Annotated in this window: 16 protein-coding genes; 12 read left to right on the forward strand and 4 right to left on the reverse strand. The window is 74.8% G+C overall.

Features of this window, described 5'->3' with window-relative positions; all coding sequences use genetic code 11:
* Positions 1-81: 81 nt before the first annotated feature.
* Positions 82-996, reverse strand: coding sequence for an alpha/beta fold hydrolase (locus SNE206_RS13325; RefSeq protein WP_407913523.1), 915 nt, complete (start codon positions 994-996; stop codon positions 82-84).
* Between the two features lie 207 nt (positions 997-1,203).
* Here SNE206_RS13325 and SNE206_RS13330 point away from each other — a divergent pair, with 207 nt between their 5' ends.
* The 3 genes from SNE206_RS13330 (at position 1,204) to SNE206_RS13340 (ending at position 2,662) form a co-directional block, all read left to right on the forward strand.
* Positions 1,204-1,860, forward strand: a complete 657-nt coding sequence (locus SNE206_RS13330) for a TetR/AcrR family transcriptional regulator (RefSeq protein ID WP_407913524.1) — start codon at positions 1,204-1,206, stop codon at positions 1,858-1,860.
* Positions 1,861-1,984: 124 nt separating this feature from the next.
* Positions 1,985-2,212: a DUF3107 domain-containing protein gene (locus SNE206_RS13335; protein ID WP_405011707.1), complete on the forward strand. Its 228-nt coding sequence runs from the start codon at positions 1,985-1,987 to the stop codon at positions 2,210-2,212.
* Positions 2,213-2,377: 165 nt separating this feature from the next.
* Entirely contained in the window at positions 2,378-2,662 is a 285-nt protein-coding gene (locus SNE206_RS13340; RefSeq protein ID WP_407913525.1) for a hypothetical protein, read from the forward strand.
* Between the two features lie 32 nt (positions 2,663-2,694).
* Here the strand turns inward: SNE206_RS13340 and SNE206_RS13345 are convergent, their stop codons facing one another.
* Positions 2,695-3,414: a ferritin-like fold-containing protein gene (locus tag SNE206_RS13345; RefSeq protein WP_407913526.1), complete on the reverse strand. Its 720-nt coding sequence runs from the start codon at positions 3,412-3,414 to the stop codon at positions 2,695-2,697.
* Between the two features lie 593 nt (positions 3,415-4,007).
* On the opposite strand from SNE206_RS13345, the gene SNE206_RS13350 reads away from it, so the two are divergent.
* From SNE206_RS13350 to SNE206_RS13370, 5 genes are all read left to right on the forward strand, one after another.
* A complete protein-coding gene (locus tag SNE206_RS13350) occupies positions 4,008-5,834 on the forward strand; it encodes a DEAD/DEAH box helicase (protein ID WP_407913527.1) in 1,827 nt (608 codons plus the stop codon).
* A gap of 134 nt (positions 5,835-5,968) precedes the next feature.
* Positions 5,969-6,826 (forward strand): alpha/beta fold hydrolase, encoded by an 858-nt coding sequence (locus tag SNE206_RS13355; RefSeq protein ID WP_407913528.1) that lies wholly within the window; start codon positions 5,969-5,971, stop codon positions 6,824-6,826.
* Between the two features lie 351 nt (positions 6,827-7,177).
* On the forward strand, positions 7,178-7,324 hold the full coding sequence (locus SNE206_RS13360) for a hypothetical protein (protein WP_407913529.1): 147 nt from the start codon (positions 7,178-7,180) through the stop codon (positions 7,322-7,324).
* Between the two features lie 231 nt (positions 7,325-7,555).
* Positions 7,556-8,194 (forward strand): DUF6758 family protein, encoded by a 639-nt coding sequence (locus SNE206_RS13365; RefSeq protein WP_405011713.1) that lies wholly within the window; start codon positions 7,556-7,558, stop codon positions 8,192-8,194.
* A gap of 136 nt (positions 8,195-8,330) precedes the next feature.
* Positions 8,331-9,179, forward strand: a complete 849-nt coding sequence (locus tag SNE206_RS13370; RefSeq protein WP_407913530.1) for a PHP domain-containing protein — start codon at positions 8,331-8,333, stop codon at positions 9,177-9,179.
* A gap of 118 nt (positions 9,180-9,297) precedes the next feature.
* On the opposite strand, the gene SNE206_RS13375 is transcribed toward SNE206_RS13370, so the two are convergent.
* The gene (locus SNE206_RS13375; RefSeq protein WP_405011715.1) at positions 9,298-9,945 is read right to left on the reverse strand and encodes a suppressor of fused domain protein; all 648 of its coding nucleotides are present in this window, start codon (positions 9,943-9,945) and stop codon (positions 9,298-9,300) included.
* Positions 9,946-10,352: 407 nt separating this feature from the next.
* Here SNE206_RS13375 and corA point away from each other — a divergent pair, with 407 nt between their 5' ends.
* Entirely contained in the window at positions 10,353-11,465 is a 1,113-nt protein-coding gene (gene corA / locus SNE206_RS13380) for a magnesium/cobalt transporter CorA (RefSeq protein ID WP_407913531.1), read from the forward strand.
* Positions 11,466-11,545: 80 nt separating this feature from the next.
* Here corA and SNE206_RS13385 read toward each other — a convergent pair whose 3' ends face one another.
* Complete coding sequence (locus tag SNE206_RS13385; RefSeq protein WP_407913532.1) at positions 11,546-12,481, reverse strand: DMT family transporter; 936 nt, start codon at positions 12,479-12,481, stop codon at positions 11,546-11,548.
* A gap of 211 nt (positions 12,482-12,692) precedes the next feature.
* Here SNE206_RS13385 and SNE206_RS13390 point away from each other — a divergent pair, with 211 nt between their 5' ends.
* The 3 genes from SNE206_RS13390 (at position 12,693) to SNE206_RS13400 (ending at position 15,301) form a co-directional block, all read left to right on the forward strand.
* Positions 12,693-13,232, forward strand: a complete 540-nt coding sequence (locus SNE206_RS13390) for a hypothetical protein (RefSeq protein ID WP_407913533.1) — start codon at positions 12,693-12,695, stop codon at positions 13,230-13,232.
* A gap of 178 nt (positions 13,233-13,410) precedes the next feature.
* Positions 13,411-14,688 (forward strand): magnesium transporter MgtE N-terminal domain-containing protein, encoded by a 1,278-nt coding sequence (locus SNE206_RS13395; RefSeq protein WP_407913534.1) that lies wholly within the window; start codon positions 13,411-13,413, stop codon positions 14,686-14,688.
* Positions 14,678-15,301: a DUF1003 domain-containing protein gene (locus SNE206_RS13400; RefSeq protein WP_407913535.1), complete on the forward strand. Its 624-nt coding sequence runs from the start codon at positions 14,678-14,680 to the stop codon at positions 15,299-15,301. Before SNE206_RS13395 ends, SNE206_RS13400 begins: the two co-directional genes overlap by 11 nt.
* Positions 15,302-15,348: the final 47 nt, after the last annotated feature.

A 15,348-nucleotide genomic window follows, 5' to 3' on the forward strand; every position in this document is an offset into this window, starting at 1 on the left:
CCACCTGAACGAGTGAAAGGGCGTGACCTGAGGCGCCGCGGCGCGTTCACCGCGGCGCGCCGACCCGGGCCGGGCGGCCGCTCAGACCTCGGCGAGCAGCTCCCGGACGGCGCGGGCCACCCGCTCCGGGTGCTCCATCATCGCGACGTGCCCGGAGTCGGGCAGCACCAGCAGCCGGGCGTCGGCGAACGCCGCGCAGGCCCGGCGGGCGGAGCGGTACGAGACCAGCTTGTCCTTCAGGCCGTACACGAGGAGGACGGGCGCCTTGACCTGGGCGGCCTGCCGCCACAGCGCCTGCTCGCCGCGCTCGGTGTAGGCGGAGACGATGCCGCGGGCCGAGCCGACGGTCGCCTGCAGGGCGTACGGCAGCCCCATGCGGCGGCGGCACTCGGCGACGGCGCGCTCGCGGCGCTCGGGCGGGATCGTGCCGATGTCGCCGTAGACGAGCCGCAGCAGGTCCTCGGTGGCCTGCTCGGCGGTGCGGCCCGAGCCGGCCGCCCGGCGGCGCAGCAGCGCGGGCACGCCGGGCACGGCGAGCACGGCGGTGGGCCAGGCGCTGGCCTGCGGGGGCATCTCGGGCAGTGCCGGGGAGATGAGGGTCAGGCTGCGGACGAGGTCGGGGCGGAGGGCGGCGAGGCGGACGGAGACCGCGCCGCCGAGCGAGTTGCCGAAGAGGTGGACGGGCCCGCGGCCCGACTTCTCCAGGTAGCCGATGACCGCCCGGACGTGGCCGGAGAGCGTCAGGTTGCCGTCCTGCGGCGGCGCCGACCAGCCGAAGCCCGGCAGGTCGACGGCCTCGCCGGAGACCTCGTCCGCGAGTTCGGCCATGAGGTCGGTCCAGTTGTCGGCGGAGCCGCCCAGCCCGTGGACGAAGAGCGCGGGCGGCAGGCCGTCCGCGTCCGCGGGCACCGCGGGCCCGACCGCCAGCACCGCTCCGGGCACCTCCACCGTGCGGTGGGCCGGGGCACCGCTCTGCACCTGCTGATCAGCGCTCATGGAGCACGATCGTAGTGATCCGCGGAGGGTACGCACCGGTACCCGGCCCGGTCTCACCCCTCGGACACGGCGCACGCTGGTCGTATTGTGGGCTCCCGACAAGCCTGTTTCTACGCTTTACTCGGCTTCCGCAGGCGCAGATCCGGTTACCGAAAAGTAGACTCAAGGCCCTGCCGGGTACGCCCAGACCGTGAAGTGAGGACCGCCGTGACGGCCATCCAGGAGGCGCAGGAGCGTCCGCGAGGTGCTCGCCTGCCGCGAAGCGCCCGCCGTGAACAGCTGCTCGGAGCCGCCCAGGAGGTGTTCGTCGCCCAGGGCTACCACGCCGCGGCCATGGACGACATCGCCGACCGCGCCGGGGTCAGCAAGCCCGTGCTCTACCAGCACTTCCCCGGGAAGCTGGAGCTCTACCTCGCCCTGCTCGACAAGCACTGCGACTCCCTGGTCGACGCCACCCGCAACGCGCTGGAGGCGACCAGCGACAACAAGCAGCGCGTGGCCGCGACGATGGAGGCGTACTTCCACTACGTCTCCAGCGAGTCGGGCGCGTTCCGGCTGGTCTTCGAGTCGGACCTGACCAACGAGCCGGCCGTCCGCGAGCGGGTCGAGCGGGCCTCGGACATGAGCGCCACGCTCGTCAGCAAGGTCATCGCCGAGGACACCGACCTGCCGGAGGCCGAGTCGAAGCTGCTGGCCGCCGGAGTCTGCGGCCTGGCGCAGATCACCGCCCGCTACTGGCTCTCGCAGGGCCGGGAGATCCCGCAGGACGAGGCCGTGCGGCTGGTGGCCAGCCTGGCCTGGCGCGGACTGAAGGGCTTCCCGATGCACCCGACCGACGGCAGCGGCCCGGCGGGCGGCGAGTAGCGATCTCCCGACCTTCGCCGCACGGCCGATCCGGTGCTCTAAGGTGAAGCCGTACGGCGCGGTGACCTCGGACATCCGTTCGAACAGCGCGCGTGAATGGCTGCAACCCGGAGGGACGGAAGCCGTGGAGGTCAAGATCGGCGTGCAGAACGCGCCCCGAGAGATCGTTCTCGAGAGCCCGCAGACTGCCGACGAGGTCGAGAGCGCGATCGCCAAGGCGCTGGAGGGCACGTCCAAGCTCCTGGTGCTGGCGGACGAGCACGGCCGCCGCATCATCGTCCCCGCGGAGCGCCTGGCGTACGTGGAGATCGGCGAGCAGGCCGTCCGCAAGGTCGGTTTCGGCACGCTCTGACGCAGGACGACGCACCCGGTGCCCCGGCCCTCCCCGTGAGGGCCGGGGCACCGTGGCGTCCGCGGACCGCACGGGTGGGATCGCCCCGTGCACGCGTACCGACCCGCACCTGCGGGTATGGCCGGGAACGAAGCACCGTGCCGTACGACCCCCGGGAGGCCGCCCGTGCTCGTCGAGACCGTCGCCTACGTCCTCATCGGCCTGGCCGTGGGTGCGGGCGCCCTCGTGCTGCTGCCGGAGTACTTCCCCGCGCCCCGCGTGCTGACGGTCGCCACCGCGGTGGTCGCCGCCCTGCTCGCCGGCCTGGTCTCCCGCTACGCGCTGGACGGGCACGGCACCGGCCTGTCGATCGCCGTCAGCGCCGTCTGCTCGGGCCTGCTGGTCTCCGTGCTGGCCCGGCCCGACCTCGCCGCCCGCTCCGGCGGCCACCGCCGGCACCGCCCCGCCTGAAGGGGGCTCCGCCGGCGGCGCCGCGACCGGACCTAGGAGGCCAGCCCCAGGGCGGCCATCCGCCGGGTGTGCGCCTCGGTGATCCGGGTGAACATCTTGCCGACCTCGACCAGGTCGAAGCCCTCCACCGACGCCCCGCCGACCAGCAGGTTCGACAGGGCGTCGCGCTCGGCGACGACCCGCTGCGCCTGGCTGAGCGCCTCGCCCATCAGCCGCCGGCCCCAGAGGGCGAGCCGCCCGCCGACCCGCGGGTCGTCCGTGATGGCCTGCCGCACGCGGTCCACCGCGAACTGCGCGTGCCCGGTGTCCGCCATGACGCCGAGCACGAGGTCGCGGGTGTCGTCGTCCAGCCGGACGGCCACCTCGCGGTAGAAGTCCGTGGCGATCGAGTCGCCGACGTACGCCTTGACCAGGCCCTCCAGCCAGTCGGACGGCGCGGTCAGCCGGTGGAAGGCCTCCAGCGGCTCGACGAACGGGGTCATCACCTCGGTCGGGTCCGCCCCGACCTCGGCCAGCCGGTCGTGCAGCTGCTGGTAGTGGTGGAACTCCGCGGACGCCATCCGTGCCAGCGCCGCCTTGTCGGTCAGGCCGGGCGCGAACTTCGCGTCCTCGGCCAGCCGCTCGAACGCGCTCAGCTCGCCGTACGCCAGCGCGCCGAGCAGGTCGAGCACCGCGGCGCGGTAGCCGGGGTCGGCCGAGCAGGCCGCCCAGTCGCCGATCGACGCGACATCGCCAGATTCCTGTGACTCCATGGTCCGCCACCCTAGCCGGGCCCGCGGAGGACCGAGTAAGGCGCGTCACGTGTTCGAGTGGTCGCGCCCCTGTATGGTGGTAGTGAGGCCTGGTGTGATCGCGCGGCCCGCCGGAGGACGGCAGGCCGCGCAGACGTGCACAGCACGGACACCGCACCGGGCACTCACGTACGCGGATGCCCGGTCGGAGACCCGATCGGCTCCGACCTTGGCTTGGACCCCAAGCCAGGCACCGCATCAGTGGCCGAGCGAGGGCCGCCGCGGACCGCGCCGCACGGCGCAGGTCCCGCGCCAGCCCCACACGGGATCCCTCCCCCACGCCGCCGGACGACGCGACCCGAGACGGGCCGCCCCGACCGGCAGGCGCACCGGGGCAGGCGCGGTTGTGCGACCCCGGCGATGACGGGCCCCCGGGCCCGCACGCGACGGTCGCCCGCTGCTCATCCCTCGCTCTCGGCCCCCCACATGGAAGAGGCAGCACCCTGTCCACCACCGATACCCCCAAGACCACCTTCCGGGATCTGGGCGTCCTTCCGGAGACCGCAGAGGCGCTCGAGTCCGTCGGCATCCTGCACCCGTTCCCGATCCAGGAGATGACCCTCCCGGTCGCGCTGACCGGGCACGACGTCATCGGCCAGGCCAAGACCGGCACCGGCAAGACCCTCGGCTTCGGCCTCCCGCTCATCGAGCGGGCGGTCGTGCGCGCCGACGTGGACGCCGGCCGGGCCACCGAGGAGCAGCTCACCGACAGCCCGCAGGCGCTCATCGTGGTGCCCACCCGCGAGCTGTGCACCCAGGTCACCAACGACCTGCAGACCGCCGGCAAGGTCCGCGACGTCCGCGTCCTCGCGGTGTACGGCGGCCGTGCCTACGAGCCCCAGGTCGAGGCGCTCCGGAAGGGCGTCGACATCGTCGTCGGCACCCCGGGCCGCCTGCTCGACCTCGCGGGCCAGCGCAAGCTCGACCTCTCGAAGGTCCGCTCGCTGGTCCTCGACGAGGCCGACGAGATGCTCGACCTGGGCTTCCTGCCCGACGTCGAGAAGATCATCACGATGCTGCCCGCCAAGCGGCAGACGCTGCTCTTCTCCGCCACCATGCCGGGCCAGGTCATCAGCCTCGCCCGCCGGTACATGAGCCAGCCGACGCACATCCGTGCGGCCGCTCCGGACGACACCGGCACGACCGTCGCCAACATCGAGCAGCACATCTTCCGTGCGCACTCGCTGGACAAGGTCGAGGTCGTCTCGCGCATCCTGCAGGCCGACGGCCGCGGGCTCGTGATGATCTTCTGCCGCACCAAGCGCACCGCCGCGGACGTCGCCGAGCAGCTCACCAAGCGCGGATTCGCCGCGGGCGCCGTCCACGGCGACCTCGGCCAGGGCGCCCGCGAGCAGGCCCTGCGGGCCTTCCGCAACGGCAAGGTCGACGTGCTGGTCTGCACCGACGTCGCCGCCCGCGGCATCGACGTCGAGGGCGTCACGCACGTCATCAACTACCAGTGCACCGACGACGAGAAGACCTACCTGCACCGGATCGGCCGCACCGGCCGCGCCGGCGCGTCGGGCACCGCCGTCACCCTCGTCGACTGGGACGACATCCCGCGCTGGCAGCTGATCAACAAGGCGCTGGACCTGCCGTTCACGGACCCGCCGGAGACCTACTCCACCTCCGCGCACCTCTACGAGCTGCTCAAGATCGCCCCGGGCACCACCGGCGTCCTGCCGCGCGCCGAGCGCACCCGCGCCGGCCTCGGCGCGGAGGAGGTCGAGGACCTCGGCGAGACCGGCGGCCGCGGCGCCCGCCCCCGCACCCGCGGCGGCCGGGCCGACAGCGCCCCCGAGCCCGAGCCGGCCGCCGAGCGCCCCGCCCGCAAGGCCCGCGAGCGCCGGCGCACCCGCGGCGGCTCCGGCGAGACCGCCCCGGACACGGCCGTGGCCGAGTCCTCGGACCGGCCGGACGCCCCCGCGGCGGCCCCGGCGACGGCCGAGCGCACGGTGACCGAGGGCGACGCCGCACCGCGCCGCCGTCGCCGCCGCACCCGCGCCACCGGCACGGACGGCGCGGAGACCGCGACGGACACCGCGGTGCAGGCGACGGAGCAGGCGACGGACGCCCCGGCGGCCGTGGTCACGGAGGCGACCCCCGCCACGGAGGCCGTCGCACTGGCGGAGACCGTCCCGGCCCCGCGCCGCCGGACCCGCGCCGCCGCCCCCAAGGCGGAGGCCACCGACGCCGCGGCCGAGGCCGTCACCGCGCCCGCCCCGCGCCGCCGCACCCGCGCCAAGGCCGCCCCGGCCGAGGCCGCGACCGAGGCCGCCGGTACCTCCCCGGAGACCGCCGAGGCCACCGGAGAGGCCCCGCGCCGCCGCGCCAGGACCCGTCGCGCCGTCGCGCCGGCCGAGGCACCCGCGGAGAGCTGACCGCACCCGGAGGGCGGTCCCGGTCGACACGATCGGGGCCGCCCTCCGGCGCGTCCCGGCGGTGCACGGGGACGGCGGCGGCGGACGCCTAAGCTCGGAACGCCGTCACCCTCCGCGACGCCTGGAGCACCGCCATGAGCACCCCGCCCTTCCTGACCCTGCCCGGCTGCGCGCGCGCCCTGCGCCTGTCCACCGGGCGGGGCGCGTTCGCCGCGCTGCTCGCGGAGCCGTCCGGGCCGGTGCGCGGCTCCGCCCTCCTCGTGCCCGGGTTCACCGGCAGCAAGGAGGACTTCATCGCGCTGCTGGAGCCGCTCGCCGCGGCCGGGTACCGGGTGGCCGCCGTCGACCAGCGCGGGCAGTACGAGACGGGCGGTCCCGCCGACCCGCGGCCGTACCGGGTGGAGGAGCTGGCGCAGGACGTCCTGGCGCTCTCCGCGGAGCTCGCCGGCCACGGGCCGCTGCACCTGCTCGGGCACTCGTTCGGCGGACACGTCGTCCGCGAGGCGGTGCTGGCCGCGGGCGGGCCGCTGCCGTGGCGTTCGCTCACCCTGCTGTCCACCGGGCCCGGCGCCATCGACCCGGCCGAGGCCGCCCGGACGAAGCTGCTGCTGGACGCCCTCCCGGTGATGGACCTGGCGGCGATCTGGCAGGTCATGCAGCAGATGGAGGCGGGCAGCGGGGACCGTACGGAGCTGCACCCCGAGGTGGCGGCCTTCCTGGAGCGCCGCTGGCTCGCGAACGTGCCCGCGGCGCTGGCCGCGATGGGCGAGCACCTGGTGACCGCACGGGACCGGGTCGCCGAGCTGGCCGCGGCCCCGCTGCCGGTGCAGGTGGTGTCGGGGGTGCGGGACTACGCCTGGCCGGTCGAGGAGCAGGCGGCGATGGCGCGGCGACTGGGTGCCCGGTACACCGCGGTGCCGGAGGCCGGGCACTCCCCCAACGCCGAGCAGCCTGCCGCGACGGCCGCGGCCCTGGCCGGTTTCTGGGGCTGAGCGGGCCTCCCGGCGGCCGTCCGCAAAAGTCCAGGACAAAAACCTTTAGCTCGGGTAATATTTGACTCTGTCCGGGAATCGTTGCGCCGCGAGCGCGGTTGCCCCTCACGGCGGATACGCCGAAACCAGGACTTCACGGACGGGCAACCGCCAGGAATCAGCAGTGCGGCACGGTGGAGCATCTGAGGCACTGTCGCCTCGGCCCACGGGCCGCCTGGTGCGCGAGGGGGGACGATGCGGCCAGCAGCAGCCGCCGGACGACAGACCCACCAGCAGGAGCCGGCCACCGACCACCCGGTCGACGGCCCGCCACAGCCGCCTCGGCCCACCGGGCCGGGAAGGGAGAGGCACATGCGTTTCGAGATCCTCCGACTGGACGACGCTTCCGGCGTCGCCACCGACCGACTGATCGTCGACGCCGACACCGTCCGCCAGTACCTGAAGGATGCGGCCGCCACGGGCGAACGCCTGTACATCCGGCCGTTCCCGAACGCGTGACCCGGCCCGGCCCGCACCGGGCCGGCCCGCCGCACCACCGACGCCCCGTCATCCTCCGAGGACGACGGGGCGTCAGCGCGTCGCCCCCGCGCACCCGGCGCGACCAGCGTGACGTTTGCCGCCCCCCGTGACGGGACATTTCCCAACGGGGCCGTGCCGCCCCGGCGCGAGGCACCCCGTACGGGTGATCGTCCTTGACGCGGCGGTCCGGAGGGAGGAGCGTTGTCGGCTATGAGGGGCGAGCCAAGCTGCCCGAGGTGCGCCGGTCGGGTCCGCGCCCCCGGTCTCTTCTCCGACACATGGCAGTGCGACCGCCACGGCGACGTGCACCCGATGCAACCCGTGCTGCCGCCGAGCGTGGAGGCCTTGAACGTCGCGGTCGCCCGGTCCCAGGTGCCGGTCTGGCTGCCCTGGCCGCTGCCGGTCGGCTGGCTGTTCACCGGCATCGCCCACGTCGGTGACGACCTGTCGGGCGCCCGCGCCACCGCGGTCGCCTGCTCCGGCCCGGCACCGCTCGGCGGGTTCGGCGAGCTGGTGCTCGTCGCGGAGGAGCTCGGGGTCGGCCTCGGGGCCCGGTACGCCGGCCTGTCCGGTCCGGACCCCGGAGAGTCGGTCTCGCTGTACAAGCCTGCCGACGCCAAGCTCATGGCCGCCGGGCGCCCCACCCCGATGTTCCACGTGCCCGACGCCCCCGACGACCGCGCCGTGTACGTCGGCGAGGCCCGCGGGCTCTGGCTGTGGGCGGTGGCGTGGCCCGAGCAGTCCGCCCTGCTCATGCACGACGAGCTGGTGCTCACCGACCTGCGCGACGCCGGCGCCGAGCTGGGGCTGCTGCCCTGCGGCGCCCTCACCCCGCGCCTGCTGGGCTGACCGGCATCCGCGGCCGGTGCCGGGGCCCCGCGGGCCCCGGCACCGCGACGCCGCGGGCCCTGTTGCCGGTCGGTCTAGGCTGGACGACGCCGGGCAGCCGGCACCGCCCGCCCCCGAGGCCCCTGGAGCCCCGCCCGTGCGCATCGACCTGCACGCCCACAGCAATGCCTCCGACGGCACCGACAGCCCGGCCGAGCTGGTCGCGGCGGCGGTCGCGGCCGGCCTGGACGTCGTCGCGCTGACCGACCACGACACCGTCGCGGGACACGCCGAGGCCGCCGAGGCCGTGCGCGGCACCGGGCTGACCCTGGTGCCGGGCGCCGAACTCTCCTGCCACGTCGACGGCATCAGCCTGCACCTGCTGGCGTACCTCTTCGACCCGGCCGAACCGGCCTTCGCCGCCGAGCGCGACCTCGTGCGCAACGACCGCTTCCGGCGCGGCCGGGCGATCGTCGAGCGCTGCCGGGAGCTGGGGGCGCCGATCAGCTGGGAGCAGGTCGAGCGGATCGCGGGCAACGGCTCGGTGGGCCGCCCGCACATCGCCAGCGCCCTCGTCGAGGCCGGCGTGGTCGCCACCGTCTCGGACGCCTTCACCGCCGAATGGCTGGCCAACGGCGGCCGGGCCGACGTCCGCAAGCACGAGACCGACCCGGCGACCGCCGTCCGGCTCGTCCGCGCGGCCGGCGGCGTGCCGGTGTTCGCGCACCCGGGCGCGGTGAAGCGCGGCCGCACGGTCTCCGACGAGGTGCTGGCCGATCTCGCGGCGGCCGGTCTCGGCGGACTGGAGGTCGACCACGTCGACCACGACGAGCCGACCCGCGCGCACCTGCGCGGCCTGGCCGGCGACCTCGGCCTGTTCACCACCGGGTCGAGCGACTACCACGGGCACCGCAAGACGGTGCGGCTCGGCGAGTTCACCACCGACCCCGCGGCGTACGAGGCGCTGGTCGGCCAGGCGACCGGCGCGGCGCCGATCGCGGGCTGAGCCGGCCGCGGGGCGCGTGATTCGCGTCACGCCCCGGCACTCGCGGCACCGCGGCGGCGCGCGGACCGGCCGGACCGCCGCCGGACCGCCGCCGACGCACGGCCGGCCCGCAGCCGGGTCAGTCCAGCGGTACGCCGCGGCGGTCCGGGTCGCGCAGGTCGGTGCCGTGCCGCAGCCACCGCTCCTCCAGCGCGGCCGCGCCCTGGACGCGCTTGTGCGCCGCCTCGTTCGGGGTCATCGGGAGCAGCGGCAGGAAGCGCACCGGCTCGGCCGGGTCGGCGAGTTCGAGGTCGGCGACCAGGCCGCCGGGCTCGGCCACCAGGACCGAGGTGAACGGTGCGCCCTCCCACAGCGGCGCGCCGAGGTCGAGCGAGCCCCCGGGAGTCACGACCAGGCCCTCCACCTGCGGCGTCGCGGCGAAGGTGGCCAGGGTGCGGAGCACGTCGTCGCGCCCGCCGCGGACGGTGAGCACCAGCTCCGCGCGGGGGCCGCGCACCGGGTCGGCGACGGCGGCGGTGGGGTCGGCCATCGGGCTCACGGCCATGCCGAGGGTGGCGTAGCGGACGAGCCCCTCGGGGTCGGGGCCGAAGCGCAGCACCTCGATCCGCTCGGTGCCGAGGAAGGTCACCGCGGCCCGGCCGCTGCTCTCGCCGAAGGTGGTGAGCAGCCGCGCCTCGACGGCGGCCAGCACCGCGCTGCGGGAGAGCTCCGAGGAGCCTCCCGACGGGTCGGAGAAGTCGCCGAACAGCGGGAAATCGTGGGCCATGTCCGCGACCTTAGCGCCCCGGCGCGTCCGCTTTCGCGCACACCCCAGCGGCGGCGCACCGACAACTGTTAGTGTGGGCGGCTGGCTACCGGGGATGCTGAACCCTGGAGCCGCGGCATGAAGGAGGTGGTTGCGGTGGATACCAGCCGACCATGCAGTACCGGCAGCTCTGCCCGGCCTGTCCTCCTCCTCCGCACCCGTCCCTGACGAGGTAACCGAGGCGGCGTCACACCCGGCCGGGAGAGCACCTTCCCGGGAGCCGAGGCGCCCAAACCGACTCTCCGTCGATTTTCCGCGGAGACGCGGGGCCTCCGTCGGCAGCCCGGTACATCCATCGGTGTTCCTCGCCGTCGCACCACGGCCGTCACCGCCTGCCGTGCGGCGGTTCCTGCCCCAGGGAGCCTGCCATGTCGATGATCAACAACCTGCGCGCGGCCGTCCGTCCGAACCGCCGCCGCGACACCTCCTTCGACACCCTGCGTCCGGGCCACGCCCCGTCGGCGGTCGTCGACTGCGCCGTGTACCAGGACGGCAAGCGGGTCGGCGAGAGCTGCAGCCCGCGCGAGGCCGTCCAGCGGGTCAAGCTGTGCCGCCAGCAGGACGCAGGATCGTTCAGCTGGATCGGCCTGCACGAGCCCACCGAGGCGGAGTTCGAGGGCATCGCGCAGCGCTTCGGCCTGCATCCGCTGGCCGTCGAGGACGCGGTGCACGCGCACCAGCGGCCGAAGGTCGAGCGGTACGACGACGTGCTGTTCGCCGTCTTCAAGACGATCCGGTACGTCGAGCACGACCAGCTCACGCCGACCAGCGAGGTGGTCGAGACCGGCGAGCTGATGGTCTTCGTCGGCCAGGACTTCGTCATCACCGTCCGGCACGGCGGGCACAGCGCGCTGAAGGAGCTGCGGCACCGGCTGGAGGCCGACTCGGACGGCAGCGGCCTGCTCGCCAAGGGCCCGTCCGCGGTGCTGCACGCGATCGCCGACCTCGTGGTCGACAACTACCTGCTGGTCGCGGACCGGCTGCAGAACGACGTCGACGAGGTCGAGTTCGACGTCTTCACCGCCAAGGCGGGCCGCGGTGCGGACGTCGGCCGGGTCTACCAGCTCAAGCGCGAGGTGCTGGAGTTCAAGCGGGCGGTGACGCCGCTGCTGCGTCCGATGCAGCTGCTCTCCGAGCCGATCCAGCGGCTGATCGACCCGGACATCCAGAAGTACTTCCGCGACGTCGCCGACCACCTGGCGCGGGTGACCGAGCAGGTGCACGGCTTCGACGAGCTGCTCAACTCGCTGCTCCAGGCGAACCTCGCGCAGGTGTCGGTCGCGCAGAACGAGGACATGCGCAAGATCACCGCCTGGGCGGCGATCTTCGCCGTCCCGACCATGATCACCGGCATCTACGGCATGAACTTCGACTACATGCCGGAGCTGCACCACAAGTACGGCTACCCGCTCGTCCTGGGCAGCGTCGCCCTGATCTGCGTGGCGATGTACCGCGGCTTCCGCCGCAACGGCTGGCTCTGACCCCTGCCGCGCACTCCGGCCCTCCGGCGGGCTCGCGTCCCGGCGGGCTCGCGTCCCGGCGGACCGGAGGACCGCGGGCGTCAGGGGCGGCCGCGCCCGCCCCGGGCGACCAGCACCAGGCCCACCAGGATCAGGCCGACCGCCGGGTACGCGGCCGCCGGCGGCCACTGCCCCAGCCACACGGCCGCGATCAGCGCCGCACCCGGGGTCTCCAGCAGGATCGCCGTCGAGGTGATCGACGGGCCCAGGGTGCGCACCACCCGGTTGCTCAGCGAGTGCCCGAGCAGCTGGGCCGCCACCATCAGCAGCGCGATCTGCCACCACACGCCGGCCGGCCAGCCCGCCAGCGGGGTGCCGGCCGCCAGGCAGACGCCGAGCAGGGCGACCGCGGTCGTGGTGTAGCAGACCAGCGTGTACGCCGTGGTGCTGACGGTGCGCCGCACCTCGGCGCCGAGCAGCATGTACCCGGCGGCCGCGGCGCCCGCAGCCAGCGCCAGGGCGTCACCGAGCAGGGCCCGCGGCGAGAGCGTGAGGTCGACGCCGGTGAGCACCAGCACGCCGGCGAACGCCACGCAGACGCCCAGCCAGACCGCGCGCGGCGGCCGGGTGCCCGCGAGCCGCATCATCAGGATGGCCCAGAGCGGGGTGGTGGTGACCAGCGCGGTCGAGGAGGCGACCGAGGTCATCCGCAGGCTCGGCATCCACAGCGCGAAGTGCAGGGCCAGCAGCAGTCCGGCCGCCGCCGCGAGCACCAGCGCCCGCCGGCCGATGCCGCGGAGTTCGGCGCGGTGCCGGAGCAGCGCGTACGGGCCCAGCACGCCGACCGACATGAGGTTGCGCCAGAACGCGATGGCCAGCGCGGGGGCGGCCGTGGCGCTGATCAGCGGGGCGGAGAGCGAGATGCCGGCGATGGAGACGGCCAGGAGCAGCAGGTCCGTCCTGGGCAGTGCGGCCCCGCCCGGGGCGGGGGTGGGCCTCACGCCCGCGGGGGCGGTGGTGGCGGGCCGGGCTGGCACGGCGCTCCTCGACTTCGACGGGACGGACGGGCAGGCGGACGGGCAGGCGGGTGGACGAGCCGGCCGGCCTGCCGGGCAGGCGGACGGACCGCCGAACCGACCGCCCAAAGGTAAGGGCTCAAATCCTCCCACGGAACTGTCATTCCGGTGGATGGGACGCTCTCCGGACGGCCCTCCGGCCGCCGGGCCGCCAGGCCGTACGCTGTGGACCATGGAGCGTTTGACGACCACCGCAGAGGACTTCCAGGACCGCGCCCTGCTGGAGGAGGCGGCCAAGAAGTCCGGCCTGCTCTGGGTGCGCGCCGACGGGCAGGAACAGAGCCGGGCCCTGTGGCACGCCTGGCACGACGGCGCGGTGGTGGTCGTCGGCGACGGCGCCGAACAGCCGCTGCACGGCCTGCGGGCGGGCACCGCCGCGGTCGTGACGGTCCGCAGCAAGGACAAGGGCGGCCGGCTGACCGGCTGGCCCGCCGCCGTCACCGAACTCGCCCCGCACGGCGAGGCCTGGCTCGGCGCCGTCGAGGAGCTCAAGGGCAAGCGGCTCAACGCCCCGGACACCGACACCATCGGCGACCGCTGGGCCCGCGAGTGCCGGGTGCTCCGGCTGGAGCCGTCCGGGCCGCTCACCGAACGCCCCGGCGCCATGCCCGACGCGCCGCACACCGCCGCGCCGATGCCGAGCCCGGCCACCACCCGCCGGCCCGCCCCGGCCGGCCTGCCCCGGCTGCTGCTGAAGCGCCGCAAGGGCTGACCCGGCCCCCGCACCGCGGCCGGGCCGCGCCGCCCGCCCGGCACCCCCGGTCGGCCGCGGGTTCCTGCCGGGCTGCCCCGCACTCCCCCGGGTAGCCTTGGCGCGGAACCGACGGGGCACCGACGGCACGCCGTCGGCGCCGGCCCACGGGCCGCCGGGGAGAGGAGAGGGGAAGCCGATGGCAGGACCAGGCAGCCGGGTCTTCATCTCGCACCTCTCCGGACTCGCGGTCTTCGACCCGAACGGCGACCAGGTCGGCCGCGTCCGCGACGTGGTCGTCTCGCTGCGCCTCGGCGGCCGGCCGCCCCGCGTGCTGGGACTGGTCGTCGAGGTGATCGGGCGCCGCCGCATCTTCCTGCCGATGACCCGGGTCACCAGCCTGGAGTCCGGCCAGGTGCTCACCACCGGCGTCATCAACATGCGCCGTTTCGAGCAGCGGACCTCCGAGACGCTGGTGCTGGCCGAACTCCTGGACCGCACCGTGCAGCGCACCAAGACGGAGGAGGAGGTCACCGTCCTCGACGTCGCGATGGTGCAGACCCGCGTCCGGGAGTGGGAGATCCGCAAGGTCTTCGTGCAGACCGGCCGGGTGAGCCGGCTGCGCAAGGCGCGCGGCGAGAGCCTCACCCTCGACTGGTCCGAACTCACCGGCTTCTCCCTCGCCGAGGAGGGCCAGGGCGCGGCCAACCTGCTCGCCACCTTCGAGCAGCTGCGCCCCGCCGACCTCGCCAACGTGCTGCACCACCTCTCCGCCAAGCGCCGCGCCGAGGTCGCCGCCGCCCTCGACGACGACCGGCTCGCCGACGTCCTGGAGGAGCTGCCCGAGGACGACCAGGTGGAGATCATCGGCAAGCTCAAGGAGGAGCGCGCCGCCGACGTGCTGGAGGCCATGGACCCGGACGACGCCGCCGACCTCCTCTCCGACCTCCCCGAGGAGGCCGCCGAGCGGCTGCTGCGCCTGATGGAGCCCGAGGACGCCGCCTCCGTGCGCCGCCTGCTCTCGTACGAGGAGGACACCGCGGGCGGGCTGATGACCACCGAGCCGATCGTGCTGGAACCCGACGCGACCGTCGCCGAGGCCCTCGCCCGGGTGCGGATCGCGGAGAACAAGCCCGCGCTCGCCGCCCAGATCTTCGTCTGCCGCCCGCCGAACGAGACGCCGACCGGCAAGTACCTGGGCACCGTGCACTTCCAGCGCCTGCTGCGCGAGCCGCCCTTCACCCTGGTCGGCTCACTGGTCGACGACGACCTCGACCCGCTGCCGCCGGACACCCCGCTGCCCCTCGTCACCAGCTACCTCGCCGCGTACAACATGGTCGCCGCGCCCGTCGTCGACGAGGCCGACCACCTGCTCGGCGCCGTCACCGTCGACGACGTGCTCGACCACCTGCTGCCGGAGGACTGGCGCGAGGCCTCGCTGCACGGCACCGAGAGCGAGGCCGTGCATGGACAGTGACCGCAAGCGCGGCCGCGAGGACACCCCGCGCCAGCGCATCCAGGGCGAGCTGCGGGAGCTGCGCCAGCTGCGCGAGCTCCGCGCCCGCGAGGGGGTGCGGCCGCAGCGCCCCGAGACCGGCACCGGCCGCAGCCGGCTCGACCAGCCGCGCACCGCCCGCCGCGGCCTCATCCCGATGCCGACCTACGACCCGGAGGCGTTCGGCAAGCTCTCCGAGCGGATCGCCCGCTTCCTGGGCACCGGGCGGTTCATCGTCTGGATGTCGGTCGTCGTCATCGTCTGGGTCGTGTGGAACACCCTGCTGCCGGCCGTCGTGCGGTTCGACGAGTACCCGTTCATCTTCCTGACCCTGATGCTGTCGCTGCAGGCCTCGTACGCCGCTCCGCTGATCCTGCTCGCGCAGAACCGCCAGGACGACCGCGACCGCGTCAACATGGAGCAGGACCGCGCCCGCTCCGACCGGAACATCGCCGACACGGAGTACCTCACCCGCGAGGTCGCCGCCCTCCGGCAGGGCCTCGGCGAGGTCGCCACCCGTGACTTCGTCCGCTCCGAGCTGCAGGCGCTGCTCAAGGAGCTCGACGACCGCAGGGAGGCCCCGGACCGGGTGTGACCGGACGGGCCGCACCGTGTGACCGGGCGCACGCTACCGGCGGGTCG

This window comes from Kitasatospora sp. NE20-6 (assembly GCF_045862635.1).